Genomic DNA, 20,459 nt, shown 5'->3' with positions numbered 1-20,459 from the left:
CAGAAAGGCTGATAAGACATGACAAAACAGACATATCGTTTCATAGGGACTATTTTACTGACCGCTTCTCTTCTCTCTCTTGGCGGCTGCTCAAAGGAGGAAGCCTCCAAATACCTTGAATCCGCAGCCGATCAGGCAGTTTCAGCTGCCTGGGATTATGCAAAGGAAGCGGTAAAAGGGCAGTTAAATGATAAAACGAACCCTGAAATACAAAGCAGCAGCGGCACCTTAAATGTACATTTTATTGATGTGGGCCAGGGAGACAGCATCCTGATCCAGGACGGAACTCATTTTATGCTGGTCGATGCAGGGGAAAATGATCAGGGCGATACGGTTGTAAACTACCTGAAAGAGCAGGGCGTCACCTCTCTGGACTATGTGATCGGTACCCATCCCCACTCGGATCATATCGGCGGGCTGGACGACGTACTGGAAACATTTCCGGCCAAAACCGTTATTATGCCGCCGGTTGAACATACGACTGCAACCTTTGAAGATGTTCTGGATGCAGTGGCCGGCCAGGGGCTTAAGATCACAAAGCCCGTTCCCGGTGATACCTATGATCTGGGACAGTCCCAGTTTACCGTCTTAGGTCCTGTGGGCGATTACGCAGATGAGCTGAATGACTGGTCTGTGGGCATCCGCCTCACAGATGGAAATCATTCCTTTGTCATGTGCGGCGATGCGGAAACAGAGGCTGAGGAAGATATGGCACGCAGCGGCCTGAATCTTTCGGCTGATGTATTAAAATCAGGCCATCATGGCAGCCGCACCTCCAGCAGCCCTGAATTTTTAGAAGCTGTATCTCCATCCTGGGCCGTGATTTCCTGCGGCAAGGGCAATTCCTACGGCCATCCCCATAAGGAAACCTTAAAAAAATACGCTGAACACCGCATTCAGGTACTGCGTACGGATGAAAAGGGTACCATCATCGCATCCAGTTCTCCGGAAGGACTTACCTGGACCTATACCAAAAAATAAAACATTATAGAAACGCTATAGGAGGGATATTTTATGATCTGCATTGTTGACCGAATCGAAGAAACCACAGCTGTATGCCAGAGAGAGGACCGCTCTGTCTTTACTCTCCCGCTGTCTTGTCTGCCTCAGGGCGTAAAGGAGGGAGATGTCCTCCGGGAAGAAAACGGAGTTTTCAAAACTGACCCGGACGAAACCAGTGAACGAAGAAAACGCATCCGGCAAAAAATGAAAAATCTTTTTTCTCTTGCACCTTTTTTCCTTTAATGATACCATAGGAGTAATTTTATCACGCCTGTATCCCACAGCATACAGAGCTTTTTTATGGAGGATGGATCAATGGAACTGATATTACCCAAGAAATATGACCCCAGGCTTACGATCCGTGAAACACAGGATGCCATCAAGTACATACGCGATACCTTTCAGAAGGAAATGGGGCGTGAGCTTCATCTGGAGCGTATCTCCGCTCCCTTGTTTGTAGAACAAAGTAGCGGTTTAAACGACAACTTAAACGGCGTAGAGCGTCCGGTCCAGTTTGATATGGCCGGCCTTCCCGGTGAAACTCTGGAGGTTGTCCATTCACTGGCCAAATGGAAGCGCATTGCCTTAAAGGAATACGGCTTTCAGCCGGGAGAAGGTCTCTATACCAATATGAACGCCATCCGCAGGGATGAAGAGCTGGATAATCTCCACTCCTGCTATGTAGACCAGTGGGACTGGGAAAAGGTGATCACCAAAGAAGAGCGCACCATGGAAACCCTGATGGCTACGGTACGGGAAATCTTCAAGATCATCAAGCATATGCAGCATGAGGTCTGGTACAAGTATCCCCAGGCCGTAAAAGAGCTTCCGGATGACATCTTTTTTATTACTACAGGCGAGCTGGCACAGATGTATCCCGACAAAACGCCAAAGGAGAGAGAAAACCTGATCACCAAAGAGCATGGCTGCGTATTCTTAATGCAGATCGGCGATAAGCTGGCAGATGGAAAGCCCCATGACGGACGCGCACCGGACTATGATGACTGGAAATTAAACGGCGATATCCTGTTCTGGTTTGATACCTTAAACTGTGCCCTGGAAATCTCCAGCATGGGCATCCGCGTGGATGAAGCTTCTCTTAAAGAGCAGTTAAAAAAAGCCGGCTGCGAAGACCGCATGAACCTTCCTTACCACAGGATGCTGTTAAACGGAGAACTTCCCTACACCATCGGAGGCGGTATCGGACAGTCCCGTCTGTGTATGCTTTTGCTTGACCGTGCCCACATCGGAGAAGTACAGGCCAGTATCTGGCCTGCTGATATGCGGGCTGTATGCAGCCAGCATAAGATCTATCTTCTGTAAAGAGAAACGAGGGCGCCGCCATGGAAACTATTTCTCTTTTCTTTCTCATTGAGGCTATCGGCACTATTGCCTTTGCCTCCTCCGGTGCTATGACTGCGATCCGAAAGCGTCTGGATCTTCTGGGAGTGATCATCCTGGGGGAAACAACCGCCGTCGGCGGCGGTATGCTCAGAGACATTCTTCTTGGAAGGGTGCCTCCCAGCCTGTTCATCAACCCGATCTATGTGATCATGGCCTTTGTAACCGTGCTGGTTCTTTTTCTTATCATCCGTTTTAACCAGCATATTCTTACCGGCCCTTACATTGTAATCTACGAACGGATCATGAATATTTTTGACGCCGTCGGGCTGGCTGCCTTTACGGTCACAGGCATCGACACTGCCATGATGGCAGGCTATGGCGATTATCGTTTCCTGTCTATCTTTCTGGGAGTTCTTACCGGAGTAGGCGGCGGCGTTCTCAGAGACATCATGGCCGGACAGACGCCCTATATCCTGAAAAAGCATGTGTATGCCTGCGCATCTTTAGCCGGGGCTCTGTTTTATGTATATCTGTCCGACTTCCTGGGAGGAAGTATCTCCATGGTAGCAGCTGCATTCCTGGTGGTTCTGATCCGCCTGTTAGCTACCCGCTACTGCTGGGATCTCCCCAAGGCTACAACGGATGAGATCGGATAGATGCATTAAAAACGCATATCTGTCAAATGCATCAGTCAAAAATGCGTTTCCCTCAGGAAGAAACTCCTCCCACGGGAAACGCATTTTTATATTTCAGTATTTACATTTCAGGCATTGGCCGGCTGTGTGTCGGAAATCCCTTCGTCATTTTTGTTGATCACATCATAAGCCTCTGCAATATTTAACATATGATCGCCGATACGCTCATAATCTGTAAGCATCTCAGAATAAAGAATCGACGCCTCAACATTACAGCTTCCCGCTCTCATGCGGTCAATCTGATTCTGGCGGAATTTACGGGTAATATCATCAATCTTCTGTTCGATTTCCTGTACCTTCGCCAATTCAAACTTCTTCTCTCCTGCAGCCGCCTGCTCCAGAAGCTTCATTCCCTTGGAGCAACTGTCCGCCATAACGGAAAACTCGCTCTGGGCATACTCGGAAAAGGACAGATCCTTTTCTAAAATGGTCTGGGCATACTCAGCCAGGTTCATGGCGTGATCGCCGATACGCTCAATATTTCCCAGAATAGAATACATCTTATTCAGTGTTTCAATATCCTTTGGCGTCTGGTCCAAAACAAGAACACGGGATATCTTTTTGGAAAGACGGACATTTGCAAGATCGATCTCCTCTTCTCTGTTTTCAATCTCTCCGATCCCGTCTTCGCCGGGTCCCTGCTCTACTGCCAGGAAGCTGGCGTCTACGTTTTTAGAAGCCGCAGACAGCATATCACGGATTTCTTCATGGATCTGGCTGATGGCAATGGTGGATACTCCAAGGTGATGCTTAGAAGCCATAAGTCCCTGAAGCCAGTGATCTTCGTCCATAACCTTAACCTCGGTATCAGGAAGAATCCGCTCTACGATCTTAACCAGCACACTGCCGAAGGGAAGCAAAAGCAGGGACGTTCCCAGATTGAATACCGTATGGACATTTGCAATCTGCGCCATGGGATTTCCCGGAGCCAGGCTGATCATCACATCTGTAAATGGAGTTACAAGGCTTAATACAACAAATACCACTGTACCGATCAGGTTAAACAGCAGATGGATCGCTGTAGCGCGCTTTGCGTTGCGGGTCGTTCCAATGGAAGCCAGAACTGCCGTAATACAGGTACCGATGTTCTGTCCGAACAGAACGAATACCGCGCTGTACAGATCAATGACGCCGCTCATGGCCAGAGCCTGTAAGATACCGACAGACGCGGAGGAGGACTGGATCAGCGCCGTGAAGCCTGCGCCTACCAGAATGCCCAGAAGCGGATTGCTGAATTTCGTCATCATTTCCACAAACTGCGGTTCTTCTCTTAAAGGAGACATTGCAGAGCTCATCATATCCATACCAATAAAGAGTACGCCGATGCCTGCAACAATACCGGCAATATGCTGGATCTTCTTATTCTTTACAAATACAAGGATGGCTACTCCGACAAAGGCGATCAGAGGAGCCAGAGCTCCAACATCCAGAGCGATCAGCTGACCTGTGATGGTCGTACCGATATTGGCGCCCATGATAACCCATACAGCCTGATTTAAAGTCATCAGACCGGAGTTAACAAAGCCCACTACCATAACCGTGGTAGCGGATGAGGACTGGATCAGCGCCGTGATCACAGCTCCCACTAAAACGCCCAGAAAACGGTTGGAGGTCAGACGCTCCAAGATCTGCTTCATCTTGTTTCCGGCTGCCGCTTCCAGATTGGTACTCATCATCTGCATTCCGTAAAGGAACAGTGCCAGGCCGCCTAAAAGTCCTAAAAGCAATTCAAATCCCATGATTTCTCCTTTTTGGTTCAGATTCAGAGACATTTGATATCGTTTTTCGGATAATATCCATTTATCCATCAAAACAGGCACAAAATATAAGACATAGCCTGTATACCGCAGCAGATACGCTCCACCATGTCTCTGTCCTCTTTTCCCTTTTTTTACATTTTTTTTACCTTTTGTTTACGTATTCTCATTATACGGGATATTTCATTTCTAGTCAATATAGTTTCCCTGAGGTAATGTAAAGTCTGTGTAAATTATATGTAAAAAGGCTCCGGTTTCCTTCTGAAAACCAGAGCCCCTTTCTGTGATATGATCGTTACATCAGTGACTGATACAGCGCCTTGATATCCTCAAAGGTCGGATCCTTTGGATTGCCGGGACGGCAGGCATCATCCATTGCAGACTGCGCCAGGAAATCTACATCCTCAGGCTTAACGATTTCCTTTAAGTCAGCGGGAATACCTACATCTGCAGACAGCTTCTTTACAGCCTCTACGGCAGCCTTCCGGTATTCCTCCTGGCTCATGTTCTCTGCTCCTTCTACGCCCATGGCAATAGCGATGTCCCTGTACTTGGTTCCCGTACAGGGGGCGTTATACTCCATAACAGTCGGCAGAAGGATGGCATTTGCAACGCCGTGAGGTGTATCATATACAGCGCCCAGAGCATGCGCCATAGAGTGGACAATACCAAGTCCTACATTGGAAAAGCCCATTCCGGCGATGTACTGGCCCAGAGCCATACCCTCGCGGCCTTCCTTTGTATTTTCGCAGGCGCCTCTTAAATATTTTGAGATCAGCTCGATTGCCTTTAAGTGGAACATATCGGTCATCTCCCATGCGCCCTTTGTTGTGTATCCCTCAATGGCGTGGGTTAAAGCGTCCATACCGGTAGATGCCGTCAGACCCTTTGGCATGGAAGCCATCATATCCGGGTCAATTACTGCTACTACAGGGATATCATGTGTATCTACGCATACGAATTTGCGCTTTTTCTCCACATCTGTAATAACATAGTTGATCGTAACCTCTGCTGCGGTTCCTGCTGTAGTGGGAACTGCAATGATCGGAACAGACGGGTTCTTGGTAGGAGCAACACCCTCTAAGCTTCTTACGTCCTCAAACTCAGGATTTGCAATGATGATTCCAATGGCCTTGGCCGTATCCATGGAGGATCCTCCGCCGATGGCGATCAGATAATCAGCGCCGGATGCCTTAAAAGCGGCTACGCCGGTCTGTACATTTTCAATCGTAGGATTCGGCTTTATATTGGAGTAAATCTCATAGGACAGGCCTGCTTCATCCAGAACATCTGTCACTTTTTTTGTCACGTTAAAACGGATCAATTCAGGATCCGAGCATACGAATGCTTTCTTAAAGGCTCTTGCCTTTGCTTCATTTGCAATCTCTGCAATTGCACCTGCACCGTGATAAGAAGTTTCATTTAATACAATTCTGTTTGCCATGGTTCCTCTTCTCCTTTTCTTTCTCAGGATCTTCCCTGTTTGTTAATATTATAACAGCGCCTGAAAAAAATAAAAGTGACAAACAGGGTAGTCTGTCACTTTCTATGTCTTTTTTGTGAATTGTCACAAAATGGTTTATGCAGATGTTACAAAAGCTGCAATTCGTCAAATACTCTGGCAAGCTTGGGGGGCAGGGCTTCTACCAGCTTTTTAGCCATTTCCTCAGGCGAGTCCTTCATGCCCCCTAAAACCCATTTTACAGTCATATAGACGGAACCGCGGCAGTACATCTCAAGAAGGAACTGTATTTCTTCACTTAAGGGACGGCTGGTTCTGCGGTTGATCAGATCCCTGTAAAACTGAAGGATCAGCTCAAAATCATGTTCCTTTACGGAATTGCGGTCATCGCTTCGAAATGCTTCCGTAAAGAAGACCTTTTCTGCACGGATAAACGCAAACTTCTGTGTCAGGCTTTCTCCCACAGTATGCCCCATGCCGATCTGCTCAAAGGACTGAAGAACCAGCTTGTCAAAATACCAGTTAATTAAGTCGTATTTATCCAGAAAATTCCGGTAAAATGTCTGGCGGGTAAGGCCGCAGCCTTCCACAATATTTTTTACGGTTATCTTATCTACCGAAGCAGTCTTCATACACTCCTTCACCGAAGCTGCCAGCCGGTATTTTGTTTTCTCCTGTTTTGTAAGTTCCATGAAGCTCATCCTTTCCGGCACTGCTGTGCAAAGAGAGTACCGCCTGCTCTTTCTTAAGCATACCAGAAAATCAGCTGCTTTTCTATCTGTTTTTAAAGATGTCCACCAGAGAACGCCACATTTTTACCAGTACGTTCCACATCCGTTTCAGAGGACTTACCTCCGGCTCCTCTGTTTCTGCGTCCAGCGTCTTGTGTTCCTCATTCTCCAAACTGATCTCATCTGTGCGGAGCACAACCTGCAGGGTTCTGGGTTCCGGATTTTTAGAAGATGTAAAGGATACCTTTTCCGCGTCCGGATCCATAAACAGGAATCTGTTTTCCGTATCGAATTTATCAAGCTGGCTGTCGATCACATCCTTCATGGTACGGCCGGCCCGACGGATCCCGGCTGTACTGTCAAGCACATTCAGACTTTTATTTAAAAGCTCCATACTTGCCATAAGGCTGTCTTTTGCTGCCACATCCATCTCGTCGCTGGAGGCTTTAAGCGTATTCTGAACCAGTGTCAGGGTATCTGTAGTGCTGTTTAAAGCCTCCGTGGTTCTTTCCGTAAGTGCACTCATATCGTCCAATGCGCTCTGAAGATCCGGATAGTATGTATCCAACGAATCATGGAGCGCCGTAAGATCCTCAATAAGAAAGTCCATATTGTCCACCAGATCCGCACTGTACTGGGCAGAATCGGAAATATCCTCCATCAAGTTTCCTGCTGTCTGGGTAAATTTCCGGCTGTCTTTGTCGATTTTTCGGAGCATCTGCATCAGCTGCTGCAGCTGGGAGCCTGAAGAAGCCACAAAAGGCACCTCTCGTTTTTCAATCTGTGCCTTTGGAACAACCGCACGGCTGATGGTCTGGCTGCCGGTATTCTCGTTCTCAGGCTCATTGATTTCCAAGTTTTCGTCTTTCTCTGGTTCCGAAGCGTCCGGTGCCTCCGGTTCTTCTGAGCCCTCCGGCTTCTCCTGCTCCTCCGACTCCTCTGGTTTCTCTGAGCCCTCCGGTTCCGAAGCTTCCGGTTCCTCTAACTCTTCCTCTCCCTGATCCTCTGGAATTTCAATCTCTGGCACTTCTATTTCCAAGGCCTCATCATCATATTCCTCCAGCTCCCCAATCAGCTGTCCCAGAGCCTCCAAAGCCTCTGTGGTCTGCACCTGAAAAGATGCGTTCGTTTCTATCAGATAACCCAGATCGTCTCTCAGATCCGGCAGCTGTTCTCCCATCGAAGCCGTACTGCTCTTAATATTTCTCAGTCTTGTATACAGCTTTCCCAGAGGCTCCTGCATCTCTCCCAGTGTTCCCACAATGTCGCCCATACTTTTATGTACGATCTCTGCCTCTTCCTTTGCCGTCTGCAGATGAGGCACCAGGGTTTCCAGCTGGCCGGACATAGCCCTGAGGGATTCCAGTGACCGATCGTTTCCTGCCAGTATGGCGTCCTTTGAGCTGCTCCATTTCTGCCTTGCATTCTCTGCTGCATTCAGGCCGGACTGCATCTGATCAACTCCGCCCCTCATATCCTCTATGGACTGAGCCATCTGCTCTAAGCTATCATACAGTTCATCTCCCGCATCCTGCCAGGTATCCTTTGCCTCTTTTAAATCCTTAATATGCTCCAGATCCTCCACCGTTCCCGGCGTCATTGCCATGATGACTCCCGTTGTCTCAAAGGAATCCGAACCGATGCGCACCGTATAATCCCCCTCTTCCCCCGGAAGAGCTGTAAATACAACCGCTGTAAGCTCCCCCATATTCTGGGTCTGAGATCCCTCTGCCTCCACGCTGAAGCACTTGGACATATCCACGGGAACTGCCACCAGCAAAAGCATATTATTACGGTAATACAGATCTGCCTGTTCATTAGGCTCAGCCTTTATGTGAATTTCCACCAGCCCGGAAGCTCCGGCCAGCTTTTCCCCGTCTGTGGGAACCCCGTTGAGCTTATAGGACACATCAAAATTCCACGGAAGCGCTGTCTGCTCCTGATCCAGCGTACATTTATAGTAAAAGCGTTCCCTGCGATCCGGCGGAAGCTTCCAGACCACTTCCCCCTCTCCCAGCTGCGGTTCATCCTGAGTTGACATATTTTCCACCGCCAGATAATTTCCATAATCTGTAAAATCTGTGACGCCGTTTAAACTGCAGCTCTTTACTACATTTACCTTTTGAGCCTTTCCGTAAACATCCAGATTCACATACATGGTCTCATCCGTTTCCACTGCAGCCGGAGCGCCATAGGACAGGGGCGCATTTCCGGCTGTAACCACAGCTGCAAGAACAGCTGCCATCATCTGTCTTTTTCTACTTTTCATTGCTCTTCGCCTCCATTCCTTCCATTTTGCTGTCTGTCAAAGAACGCCGCTTTCCCATAAACTTCTTTCGTATCCGTTCCCATTCTTTTCTTGTAATGATCGAATCAAAGAGAACAAGAAGGGACGGAAGCACTGTCAGCACCAGGATCACACTGAAAAGAGCTCCACGGCCGATCAGATGCCCCAGATCTCCGATGGCAGCCGTATTCGATATAAAATGAATAATATAACCGGCCAGAATCATAATAGTTCCTGAGGTAAAAATGGAAGTACACGACATTTTCACTGCCTGAATGCAGGCTTTTTTCTTCTCCATCTCTTTTCGGCATGCCATATAGCTGTTCGTCAGCAGGATAGAATAATCCACAGTGGCTCCCAGCTGAATACTGCTCACAATGATATATCCCATATATACCATGGTATCTCCGGCCAGATACGGCATTGCCATATTCAGGAAAATAGCCGCCTCAATGGGGATCATAACGATCACCGGCACCAAAAGAGAACGGAAACTGAACATGACGACTAAAAATACGCCCAGCAGGGACAGGATATTTACGCGTGTATTATCGGCTGTAATAAAGGTTTTAATATCCATAGTAGAGGGAGTTTCTCCCAGCACAAAAGAATCCTCCGGATAATATTTCTTTACAATTTCTTCAATCTTCCCTGTATCCTGAAATGCTTCCCTGCTCTCTGTCTTTGTACGGATGTACACCAGCATCCTGCCTTTATCTCCCCTGTGAAGCTCACTGGTAAGAGAATATGGAAGAAATTCCTCAGGGATACCCTCCGGAAGCGTATTGGCCATGGAAGTGACGCTTTTTACATAGGGAAGATCCTCAAGCTCCCCGGACAGTGCTTTTTCCGTCACCATGGAGGTGTTTGGATACATCACCAAGAGCATATTGCTCCGCCCGAAAATGGCTGCTATCTCCTTCTCATCCTCATAAACCCTTGTTCCCTCACTGGCACCCACTGCACTGTTTCCGTAAAGATAATCATTCATCCCCTGGGCCACATAAGCCGGAGGCACCAAAAGAGCCATAATGATCAAGGCCGCATAGCGAAACCGGTAAATTCCCCGGCTTAAACGGTTAAACGCCGGAAGAAAGGGACGGTGAGCCGTCTTTTCATTCCAGTCTGCAAACTTCAAGATCATGGCCGGCATAAAAAATACCACAGTAAGAAGACTGAATACAATCCCCTTTGCAAGCACCAGTCCCATATCAAAACCAATGCTGAACTTCATGGATACGAGAGCCAGAAAGCCTACTACGGTAGTAAGGCTGCTGGCAAAAATAGAGTTGATGGCAGCGTCAATGGCATTTGTCATGGCCTCTTTGTTTCCCAGCCCCTTTTTCCTCTCCCTTTCAAATGCATCCAACAGGAAAATGGAATAATCCATGGACGTTGCAAGCTGCAGCACCATAGCCACATTGTTGGTAAGAAAGGATACAGTTCCTAGAAAAATATTGGTTCCCTGATTTAAAAGAATGGCAACGCCCATAACGATCAAAAACAGGAACGGTTCGGACCAGGCGGCCGTGGTAATACATAGGATCGTAAAAATCATGATCACCGCTACCAGCATGATCAGCTGCATTTCGCTTTCTATATTTTCCTTTAAGGATTTGTTCTGCACGGCCATCCCGGTATAGCAGCCCTTTTCCCCTAAAAGATCCCGGATCTCATCCACAGCACGGGAAGTTCTCTTGGCCGTATCTCCTTCATCAAAAGTAATATCCATTACTGCACAGCGATCCTTATAGTAATCCTCTATGTCATCCATGGAGATAAAGTCCTCTCCTGCATAAATATTAACGGCAGCATCACACCAGAGTACCTGATCCACTCCGTCCACAGCCTCTATCTGATCCTTATACTGCTTCGCCTCATAAAGACTTACATCCTTTACCATCACCCGTGCGGTTCCCGGATATCCGAACGTCTCCTCCATACGGTCCAATCCAATACGGGATGCCGCCTCCCTTGGCAGATATTCGGTCAGATCGTAATTCACATTTACAAACAGCATTGCAATAAAGGAAAAAACACATCCTGCCACAAATATGCTTTCAATCCATTTCTGCCTTCTTAAAATAAAGCGGGCAAGGCGGACAGACAACCGTTCCGTCAAGCCATTCTCTGTCTGCTTCTCTTTCTTTTTATGTACGAATTTCAATTTCTCCTTCATTTGATCCTGCTCCTAACATCCCGGGGTTCATTTCATTCAGCGCTTCAGTACCACCATAAACCAGTGACGTCCGTCCGCCTCATAATGGGCCATACCCAAATACCGATAATAATCCAGCGTATCCTGATAAGCTTCTCCTCTGCTGTACTGTTTTTCCAGCACATCCATGATTTTATCAAAAGCAGCTTCCCCATCCTCACAATTTCGTATATAAAGCTCCTTATAAGTGCTGTTTTTCCCATCTGCATACCCATTTTCCATGGCCTCCTTAAGGCGGGCAGCCGCAATCCGGTTCAGCTTTACATCCATTTTTAAGCCCGCATACCGGTCATAGGACGTATGCATATCCCCGTCATACTCATGTTCCCGATCCGGTCTGGCGTCAAAATACTGATCCCGCTTTTCATCGCATAAATACTCAAACAAAATCTGCTCCTGCGTATCATAGCAGCCTGCAAAATAGGCTCCTCCTCCCGTATTTTCCTTCCATGAGGCTCCGGTAAGAGCACCTTCTGCCGAAAAGGTATATACCGCATTATCAAGCTCCAGATCTCCCAGATTCATTCCACCGTCCTCATGGAAATAATACCACTCATTTCCTACCTTTTGAAATCCGGTCGCCATGACCCCGTCCTCCCTCAGATAGTAAGTTCTTCCTCCAGCTGAAAGCCAGCCTGTGGCTGCTGTCATATCCGCTTTCTGCCAATACCACTTTCCATCCAGACAGATCCATCCCGGATCAGAACCTCCCGGCTCTGCCGCCAGCGCATCCATATTTTCCATTTGAAGCAGAACCGCCCCGATCAGGCACATCAACCTGATACTCTTCCATTTTTTCATACAACCGATCTCCTGATTCTTTGCTGGTCATGTTTATTTTCTCAACTCTGTGAACGATAATTGACATATGTTCATTACTTAACTATAATAGATTATACTAATGAATGTTTAAAATAACAATGATTGATTTCACATTCAATGTACGTTAATCAACATATTTGATTTTTATGTTCATTATTATACAAAATCCCATACATAAGGAGGTTATGAAAATGGGAACAGAACTGATCGACCGAAGAATCCGCAAAACGCGGAAACAATTAAAAGACTGTCTTATTTCTCTGTTAAAAACAAAGCGTATACAGGATATCACCGTCCGGGAGCTGACGGAAATGGCAGACTTAAACCGCGGAACCTTTTATCTTCATTATAAAGATGTGTTTGATCTTCTGGAACAGACAGAAACTGAGCTCCTTGGAAAATTAAACTCTGTGATCCAAAAGCACCGGGCTGAAGAGCTTTTAGACCGCCCCTTTAATATTTTCCATGAGGTGTATACGCTGGTATATGAAAATGCGTCTCTGGTAGAAATTCTCCTGGGAGAAAATGGAGATTTGAACTTTCTCAACCGGATGAAACAGATCATGCGTGATAAATGTCTTCACGACTGGATGGAAGTGGTTCGTACCGAAAGTACCGCAGTATTTGACGCCTACTTCGCCTTCATCGTTTCCGGCTGCCTGGGGCTGGTGCAGCACTGGCTGAAGACCGGTCTTAAGGAAACGCCGGTTCAGATGGCGCGGCTGACCGAAAAAATCATTACTGACCAGCTTCATGTGCTTTCCCAGAATCCTCTGGAATAAAGCATCCCCATTAAAATCCGCAGTTTCAGTCAAAATCTCTGTAGCGCCTCTGAGTAATCTGTGGTATAAAAGAAGATATTCCTATGGAAGAAAGCTAAAGGAGAGTCCTATATGACAAAAGATGAATTATACAGAGAAACCGCCTGCGTACGGATCAAAAAGGGAGCCGGGCGTTCCTTAAAGGCTGGCGGAGCATGGATCTATGACAATGAGATCGACACCATTTCCGGTGAATATAAGGACGGAGATCTGGTAACAGCCGAGGACTTTGACGGCTATCCTCTGGGCCATGGCTTTATCAACACACATTCCAAACTGACCGTTCGGATGTTATCCAGAAAAAGGGATGCTGTCATTAATGATGAATTTATCGAAATGCGGGTAAGAAATGCCTGGGAATACAGGAAGGCCACCGTAGATACCTCCAGCTGCCGTGTCATCTTTGGAGAAGCCGATTTCCTGCCGGGTATTGTGATCGATAAATTTTCCGATGTTCTGGTAGTAGAATCCCTGGCTCTGGGAATTGACCGTTTAAAGCCGGTAATCCTGGAAAAGCTGCTTAAGGTACTCAAAGAGGAGGATATCCATATTCGGGGTATCTACGAGCGCAGCGACGCCAAGGTACGTCTGCAGGAGGGGATGGATCGCTATAAGGGCTTTATCGGCGAAGCCTTTGATACCAAGGTGGAAATTCTGGAAAACGGGATCCGCTATCTGGTGGATGTAGAGGATGGACAGAAAACCGGCTTTTTCCTGGATCAGAAATACAACCGGCTGGCTGTACAGAATCTGTGTAAAAAAACGCAGCCGGAACGAGTGCTGGACTGCTTTACCCATACCGGCTCCTTTGCCTTAAATGCGGGAATCGCCGGTTCCGGCCATGTTCTGGGAGTAGACGCCTCGGAGCTTGCAGTGGAACAGGCCCGTGAGAATGCCCGCCTTAACGGCTTAGAGGATCGGGTTCATTTCCAGTGCGCCGATGTATTTGACCTTCTCCCGCAGTTAGAGCAAAGAGGAGAACGCTTTGATGTGGTAGTTCTGGATCCTCCCGCCTTTACCAAATCCAGAAGTTCCATCAAAAATGCAGTAAAAGGCTATCGTGAAATCAATATCCGAGGCATGAAGCTGGTAAAAGACGGAGGATACCTTGCCACCTGCTCCTGCTCCCATTTTATGGATCCGGAACTTTTCACAAAAACCATCCGTGAAGCAGCCGCCAATGTACACAAACGGCTGCGTCAGATCGAATACAGAACCCAGGCCGCCGATCATCCGATCCTGTGGGCGGCAGACGAATCCTATTATCTCAAATTCATCATCTTCCAGGTGTGCGATGAAAAATAATTCAGGAAACTATTGTAATTTCTGATTTTTATTCCACCTGTCATTTGGAATTAAAGTGAATCAAGCAGGCGGGAGTAATTAACTCCCGTCCTCTCACACCAGCAAGCATCAAACGGTTTAACAAAATCACTTTTTAATTAAAAGTGTTAAATTCTCATATTTCCTTCTGTCCCCAATCTGTAAGGCAACTATTGATATAATCACTTGTTGAATATATTTGCTATATTCCACAGTTTTTCAACTGCAGCTTCCATTCACTCACTTCTATTCGTATGGATTTCTTTCCTTTTTCCCTAATTTTAAAATTTAAACAAACCAGTAAATCTGATTTAGTTTAGAAATAAATTTCACAAAATGTCACAATTTCCCAATACGCAGCATTATTTCTCAAAGTTCTCAAAATATTGTACTTTAATCATGCAAATGATACAATATTTTCACGATATCACTTACAGCGCGCAGGTAATGAATCACTATTACTAGAACACACAGGAGGACAGTATGAGAATATTTATACAAAAACTAGGTAAGTCTCTGATGGGCCCCTTATCCATCATTGTTGCAGCAGGTTTGCTTTTGGGTTTAGCTTCCTCTCTGCAAAATCCCAATGTATTTGGAACTGCACTGGCTAATGTAAAATTTGTAAACGATTTTATCAGTCTGGTTAATTCCCTTGCAGGCGGATTGTTTGGTCTTCTTCCAATTCTTTTCTGTATGTCTGTTGCGCAGGGAATGTCAAAAGAAGATAAGGAAGTAGCCACATTTACATCCGTTATCGGCTTTATACTATTTCACACCACAATCCGGTTCTTTCTGCAAATTAACGGTATTACTGCAGAGACTGCCAGCATTGAATATTTAACCAGCCAGGGAATGAGCCTTTTAGAGGCCACTCAGGAAAATGCAGCCTATGATACGGTAATGGGTATTTTTACTTACCGGATGAGTATTTTCGGAGGTATTATCGTAGGACTATGGTCTGCCATGATTCACAACCGGTTCCACGAAACTCAGCTTCCCACTGCATTCAGCTTTTTTAGCGGCAAACGGTTCGTCCCCATTATGATTGTAGTGACCATTCCATTTTTAGCCATTGCCATGTACTTTATCTGGCCTGTCTTTAATATGGTCATCAACGGATTTGGTACCCTTTTATCTGTTGCCGGTGCATTTGGCACTTTTATTTACGGCTTCTTAGAGCGTCTCCTGATCCCTACGGGACTGCATCATATCCTAAATCAGCTAATTCGTTTTACTCCCATCGGTGGCACTGCCATGATAGATGGCGAACAGATTTCCGGTGCATTAAATATTTACAACCAGCTTCTGATGTCCAGTAATCCAGATATGGATGTAATGCGCCAGGCTACCAGATTCCTGACTCAGGGAACCCATCCATTTATGGTATTCGGTCTTCCCGCTGCCTGCTATGCTATGTATAAAACCGCCTATCCAAAGAACCGTGAGAAAGTAAAAGGCATACTTTTAGCTGCCGGTTTAACCAGTTTCTTCACAGGAATTACAGAGCCCATCGAATTTGCATTTTTCTTTATTTCTCCTCTGTTATGGATCTTCCATGCTTTTATGGCTGGTCTGTCATTTCTTATTAACACACTTCTTGGTGTATGTATCGGAAATGCCGGAGGCGGTCTGGTTGATTTAGTACTTTTTGGTGTTTTTAGAGGCTCAGAAACAAAATGGCTTCTCAACGTGGCAATCGGTCTGGTTTATGCCGTGATTTACTTTTTGGTATTTCGGTGGGCAATTACCAAATTTAATATCAAGACTCCCGGCCGCGAAGACGAATCAGATGAAATTAGCTACAGTGAAGATGTAACAGAATTGGGCTCTTCCATTTTGTCTGCTATAGGTGGAAAAGATAATATCATAGAAATTGACAACTGCATTTCCCGTCTCCGTTTAATTTTAAAAGACACCTCTGTCATTGATGAAAATGCATTAAAATCCACTGGTTCCCTGGGCCTGATCCGCATCAACGAAACGGCCTGCCAGATTGTATATGGTGCAAAAGTAGAAAAAGCTGCCGCAGAATTAAAACGGGCAGTAAAAGCAAACTAGGAGGAAATAAACCATGCTGACACAGACTAATCGCATTCAAAAAGACTTAGAAACACTGGCTTCTTACACATCCACCCCAGGCCATGGGGTAACCCGTTCCTCCTATTCCAAAGAAGATACTCTGGCCAAAGAATACCTGATAAAAGAAATGAAAAAGCTCCATCTTGATGTCTATGAAGACGGAATTGGAACGATTTTCGGCAGACGAGAAGGCACTCTAACAGATGCTCCCGTTGTAATGTTTGGTTCTCATTATGATTCTGTTGTAAATGGCGGCGCCTTTGACGGCGCTGCCGGTACTGTCGCTGCATTGGAAGTCATGCGGGTTCTTACAGAGGAACAGTATGAAAATGATTACCCTATGGAACTGATTCTGATGAACGCAGAAGAAGGGGCTACCTTCGGCCCCTGCACAGGCGTAACTAATTCCAGGGCAATGGTAGGTACTTTAACTATGAAGGAATTAAATACAGTAAAAAACCGGTTTGGACAGACAAAATTGGAAGCTATGAAGGAATATGGGCTGAATCCTGACTTAAAATCCTGCATCCGCAGACCCGGATCTATTAAAAATTTTGTGGAAATGCATATAGAGCAGGGTCCTGTACTTGATCGGGAACAAACGGAAATTGGCTTAATTGAATATCTGGCAGGAATTGGCCGCTATACGGTCCGCTTTTACGGAAAAACCGGAGATTCCACAGCTCCTATGGACTCCAGAAAAGATGCTCTGGTAGCCGCCGCTGCTTTTATCCAGGAATTTGATCGCCAAATCAAGGCATTGGGTCCTGACGTGACCGGAATGGTAGGCAAGTTAGACATTGCGCCCAACTCCAACCAGTTTGTGCCGGAATATGCAGAAGGCAAAATTGAGATCCGTACATTCCGAAAAGAAATCATTGAAACCACTGATTTTAAGCAGTTAATTCAGAACATTTTGGATAAAGTCAGTTGGGAGTACCACATAAATTGCCATCTGGAAGAAATCTGTCGGATTCACTACCCCAATCCTACCGGCCCCAGTGTAATGAATGCTGAAAATGTAGAGAAAATGAAATCCATCTGTAAAGATCTGGGATACAGCTACCTGGTAATCAACAACGGAACCGGTCATGATTCCATGATTATGACAGATTTCTGCGATACCAATATGATTTATGTTCCCAGCAGAAATGGTGGGGTTTCCCATTGTCCGGAAGAATGGACGGATTACGAGAGTATAAAAAAAGGCGCAGATGTCCTTTTGTATCTCATCAAAGATTTGACAAAAAAGAAAAATTAGAAAAGAGGCATTTATGAATACACTGAAACAAATTGATTATGGTTATGTAAAAAATCCAGCCCCTGACTGCAGTCAGATTCCGGTTATGCTTACCGACGAAACCATGGAATCCCGGTACCACAAGGTTATGAAACGGATGAAAGAAGAAAGCTTTGACGTCTTAATAGTTTATGGCGATCTGGAACATGGAAGTAACTTTGAATATTTAACCGGCTTTCTGCCTCGTTTTGAGGAAGCTCTATTAGTTATGCATAAAGACGGTTCTAACTATATGATTATGGGAAATGAAAATCTAAATAAAGTCTCTTCCTCAAGAATCAAAGCCACTCCTCTCCATGCCCCTCATTTTTCCCTGCCCAATCAGCCCATGGAGGGTGGAAAAGATATTGTATCTATTTTATCTGAGGCGAAAATCTGCAAGGGTATGCACATCGGTGTTGTTGGTTGGAAACAGTTTACCAGCCCTGTAGAAAATAACCATTCACTGTTTGATGTTCCCTATTATCTTATAGATGCTATCAAACACCTGGCTGGGCCTGATGGCTGCATCGAAAATGCCGTTTCCCTTTTTATCGGAGAAAACGGCGCCCGCCGCACCAATAATGTTAATGAACTGGAACATTATGAATTTGGCGCTTCTCTAGCCGGAGACTGTATTCTGGCTGCAATGAACCAATTATCTGAAGGCATAAAAGAAACGGAACTTGGAAATACCTTAAATGCCCTTGGGCAGAAAAACAGTGTGGTAACTATTGCCGCTGCTGGAAAGCGTTTTGTAAAAGCTAATCTCTACCCTACAGATAATACCGTAAAAACAGGAGACACTTTAAGCCTTACTGTCGGGTATAAGGGAGGATTGTCCTCCCGCTGCGGGTATGCGGTCAAAAATTCTTCCCAACTTCATGAATCTGTCAGAGACTATGTGGATGTGGTAGTAAAACCATACTTTCGTGCCTATGCCCTATGGCTGGAGCAGATTCACTGCGGCATGACCGGCGGAGAACTATACAATCTCATAGAACATGTGATGCCCAAAACAGACTATCACTGGTCTTTATGTCCAGGCCATCTGACTGCTGATGAAGAATGGCTTTCCTCACCTGTATACAGCGACAGCCAAGAACTGCTGGTCAGTGGAATGCTGTTTCAGCTTGATATGATTCCTTCTGTAGAAGGGTACGGCAACACCAATGCTGAGAGTACTATTGCACTGGCAGATGAAGCTCTGCAAAAACAGATACAGGCCCAGACCCCGGCACTCTGGAACCGAATTGCAGCCAGAAGGGCCTATATACAAAAAGAACTGGGAATCTGTCTTAACCCTCATGTGCTTCCCATGACTTCTACCGTCGCCTATTTAAGACCCTTCCTTTTTGAAAAAGCAAAAGCTATGAAGGTAACTGATTAAAATGGTTAATATAACCATCATATAACAGATGAATCACCAAATGCAACGTTAAATAACTGGAACGGTTAATATTCATCACTTCATCAATACTGGTACTCTGAAAGTACAAATTATATCTGGAAATACTGGACAATTCATTTTTGTGGAAATTGGTAATCGATACCATAGTAATCCCAGAAACATCCAAATTGACCAGTGTTTCCCTGTACTTTTCAATATTTCCCGACCAAGATGCAATAAACAGCAAATCATTCTGACTCATATATTTTTTCACAATTTTCAGTTCTGTAGAAGCAGAGATCATAATAATTTTCTTGTTTACATTGAGAAAACAGCGAGCCATCTCCTGGAGCATCAGCCTCTGCCCCTGTCCGGTTCCATAGGCGTAGATATTTTCTGCTTCATCAATCTTTTTATAAATTTCCTCTATCTGACCATTCTGACGAAACAGTTTTATCGTCTGCGCAATGTCTTGATTTAAAACCTCCACAGAATTTATATCCTGTCTCTCTATCTGAATATCGTCATTTTTTAAAAAATATTTAAATTCGCTGTATCCACTGAAATTTAGTTTTTGGGTCATGCGCAGCACAGTTGCTGTCGAAACGTTGCATCTTTCAGCTAATTTTGCAATACTCAATGTCGTACTCATATGTATGTTATTCTGCACAAAATTTAAAATATGAAAATCAAGATAATTCAGCTTTGAGTAATTTTTATTAATAATACCATCCAGTTGAGTCCCCATTATGCCAACCTCCTGTTAATTCCATTGTCCTGTTCCGACTGTTCATATATACGCCTGATCATACATGAAAAAATATTAGATTTTCCCTGTGAACTAAATAATCTAACAAAATCCCCATTTTCATAATATTCCCAAATCATATCTTAGGCTGTCGGATCTGTCATCTAGGAATATATACAATTTTAAAATATACAACCGTATTACACAGCCTCAGGCATATTCCCATAATAGATCTTTAACATATCTTTACGTCTCCTAAAATCATGTCCTCATTCTATCATATATTCTCTACATTTTACAAGTAAGTTTCCTGTGAGATGAGAATCCCCTAAAATGAAACTTCAGACTATGAAAAATAGCTGATGAAAAATAATTCAGGAAACTATTGTAATTTCTGATTTTTTATTCTATAATACAGCCATAGCAAAAATTCATTTGATAGGAACAAGTAATCCTCAGCGGATTTTTCAGAGAGACAGCGGCTGGTGTGAGCTGTTA

General features: G+C 45.2%; 16 protein-coding genes and 1 other annotated feature (1 of these 17 cut by a window edge). Of the genes, 9 read left to right on the top strand and 7 right to left on the bottom strand.

What is annotated here, in order from left to right; genetic code table 11:
• Window positions 1-18 precede the first annotated feature (18 nt).
• The 4 genes from WKT10_RS08900 to WKT10_RS08885 all read left to right on the top strand — a co-directional run bounded on the left by WKT10_RS08900 (window position 19) and on the right by WKT10_RS08885 (window position 3,002).
• Window positions 19-981 (top strand): ComEC/Rec2 family competence protein, encoded by a 963-nt coding sequence (locus WKT10_RS08900; RefSeq protein ID WP_331467888.1) that lies wholly within the window; start codon window positions 19-21, stop codon window positions 979-981.
• Between the two features lie 33 nt (window positions 982-1,014).
• Window positions 1,015-1,245: a DUF3006 domain-containing protein gene (locus WKT10_RS08895; protein WP_066543713.1), complete on the top strand. Its 231-nt coding sequence runs from the start codon at window positions 1,015-1,017 to the stop codon at window positions 1,243-1,245.
• A gap of 72 nt (window positions 1,246-1,317) precedes the next feature.
• The gene (gene asnA / locus WKT10_RS08890; RefSeq protein ID WP_066543711.1) at window positions 1,318-2,325 is read left to right on the top strand and encodes an aspartate--ammonia ligase; all 1,008 of its coding nucleotides are present in this window, start codon (window positions 1,318-1,320) and stop codon (window positions 2,323-2,325) included.
• 20 nt (window positions 2,326-2,345) lie between these two features.
• A complete protein-coding gene (locus WKT10_RS08885; protein WP_317437666.1) occupies window positions 2,346-3,002 on the top strand; it encodes a trimeric intracellular cation channel family protein in 657 nt (218 codons plus the stop codon).
• A 107-nt stretch (window positions 3,003-3,109) separates the two neighbouring features.
• On the opposite strand, the gene WKT10_RS08880 is transcribed toward WKT10_RS08885, so the two are convergent.
• The 6 genes from WKT10_RS08880 to WKT10_RS08855 form a co-directional block, all read right to left on the bottom strand.
• Entirely contained in the window at window positions 3,110-4,780 is a 1,671-nt protein-coding gene (locus tag WKT10_RS08880; protein WP_340276753.1) for a Na/Pi cotransporter family protein, read from the bottom strand.
• A 313-nt stretch (window positions 4,781-5,093) separates the two neighbouring features.
• Window positions 5,094-6,242, bottom strand: coding sequence for a lactaldehyde reductase (gene fucO, locus WKT10_RS08875; protein WP_340276752.1), 1,149 nt, complete (start codon window positions 6,240-6,242; stop codon window positions 5,094-5,096).
• A gap of 146 nt (window positions 6,243-6,388) precedes the next feature.
• The gene (locus WKT10_RS08870; protein WP_066543702.1) at window positions 6,389-6,952 is read right to left on the bottom strand and encodes a TetR/AcrR family transcriptional regulator C-terminal domain-containing protein; all 564 of its coding nucleotides are present in this window, start codon (window positions 6,950-6,952) and stop codon (window positions 6,389-6,391) included.
• Between the two features lie 82 nt (window positions 6,953-7,034).
• The gene (locus tag WKT10_RS08865) at window positions 7,035-9,260 is read right to left on the bottom strand and encodes a methyl-accepting chemotaxis protein (RefSeq protein WP_340276750.1); all 2,226 of its coding nucleotides are present in this window, start codon (window positions 9,258-9,260) and stop codon (window positions 7,035-7,037) included.
• On the bottom strand, window positions 9,250-11,457 hold the full coding sequence (locus tag WKT10_RS08860) for an efflux RND transporter permease subunit (RefSeq protein WP_340276748.1): 2,208 nt from the start codon (window positions 11,455-11,457) through the stop codon (window positions 9,250-9,252). The genes WKT10_RS08865 and WKT10_RS08860 overlap by 11 nt, the downstream gene beginning before the upstream one ends.
• A 36-nt stretch (window positions 11,458-11,493) precedes the next feature.
• On the bottom strand, window positions 11,494-12,297 hold the full coding sequence (locus tag WKT10_RS08855; protein ID WP_296037256.1) for a hypothetical protein: 804 nt from the start codon (window positions 12,295-12,297) through the stop codon (window positions 11,494-11,496).
• A 212-nt stretch (window positions 12,298-12,509) separates the two neighbouring features.
• On the opposite strand from WKT10_RS08855, the gene WKT10_RS08850 reads away from it, so the two are divergent.
• From WKT10_RS08850 to WKT10_RS08830, 5 genes are all read left to right on the top strand, one after another.
• Window positions 12,510-13,100 carry a TetR/AcrR family transcriptional regulator gene (locus WKT10_RS08850; protein ID WP_066543697.1) on the top strand — a complete coding sequence of 197 codons (591 nt, stop codon included), beginning with the start codon at window positions 12,510-12,512 and terminating at the stop codon, window positions 13,098-13,100.
• Between the two features lie 111 nt (window positions 13,101-13,211).
• The gene (locus WKT10_RS08845; RefSeq protein ID WP_340276745.1) at window positions 13,212-14,444 is read left to right on the top strand and encodes a class I SAM-dependent rRNA methyltransferase; all 1,233 of its coding nucleotides are present in this window, start codon (window positions 13,212-13,214) and stop codon (window positions 14,442-14,444) included.
• A gap of 501 nt (window positions 14,445-14,945) precedes the next feature.
• Complete coding sequence (locus WKT10_RS08840; RefSeq protein ID WP_340276743.1) at window positions 14,946-16,523, top strand: PTS transporter subunit EIIC; 1,578 nt, start codon at window positions 14,946-14,948, stop codon at window positions 16,521-16,523.
• 13 nt (window positions 16,524-16,536) lie between these two features.
• The gene (locus WKT10_RS08835; protein ID WP_340276741.1) at window positions 16,537-17,805 is read left to right on the top strand and encodes a M20 family metallo-hydrolase; all 1,269 of its coding nucleotides are present in this window, start codon (window positions 16,537-16,539) and stop codon (window positions 17,803-17,805) included.
• 13 nt (window positions 17,806-17,818) lie between these two features.
• On the top strand, window positions 17,819-19,213 hold the full coding sequence (locus WKT10_RS08830; protein ID WP_340276739.1) for a M24 family metallopeptidase: 1,395 nt from the start codon (window positions 17,819-17,821) through the stop codon (window positions 19,211-19,213).
• Here the strand turns inward: WKT10_RS08830 and WKT10_RS08825 are convergent.
• Complete coding sequence (locus WKT10_RS08825) at window positions 19,194-19,961, bottom strand: MurR/RpiR family transcriptional regulator (RefSeq protein ID WP_340276737.1); 768 nt, start codon at window positions 19,959-19,961, stop codon at window positions 19,194-19,196. The genes WKT10_RS08830 and WKT10_RS08825 overlap by 20 nt on opposite strands.
• A gap of 425 nt (window positions 19,962-20,386) precedes the next feature.
• Window positions 20,387-20,459: a binding site (T-box leader), on the top strand; it runs 161 nt beyond the window's last position.

Origin of the sequence: Enterocloster sp. HCN-30185 (assembly GCF_037890305.1) — a bacterium.
Lineage (GTDB): Bacteria > Bacillota > Clostridia > Lachnospirales > Lachnospiraceae > Enterocloster.
This window is presented reverse-complemented; position numbering and strand designations above follow the sequence as displayed.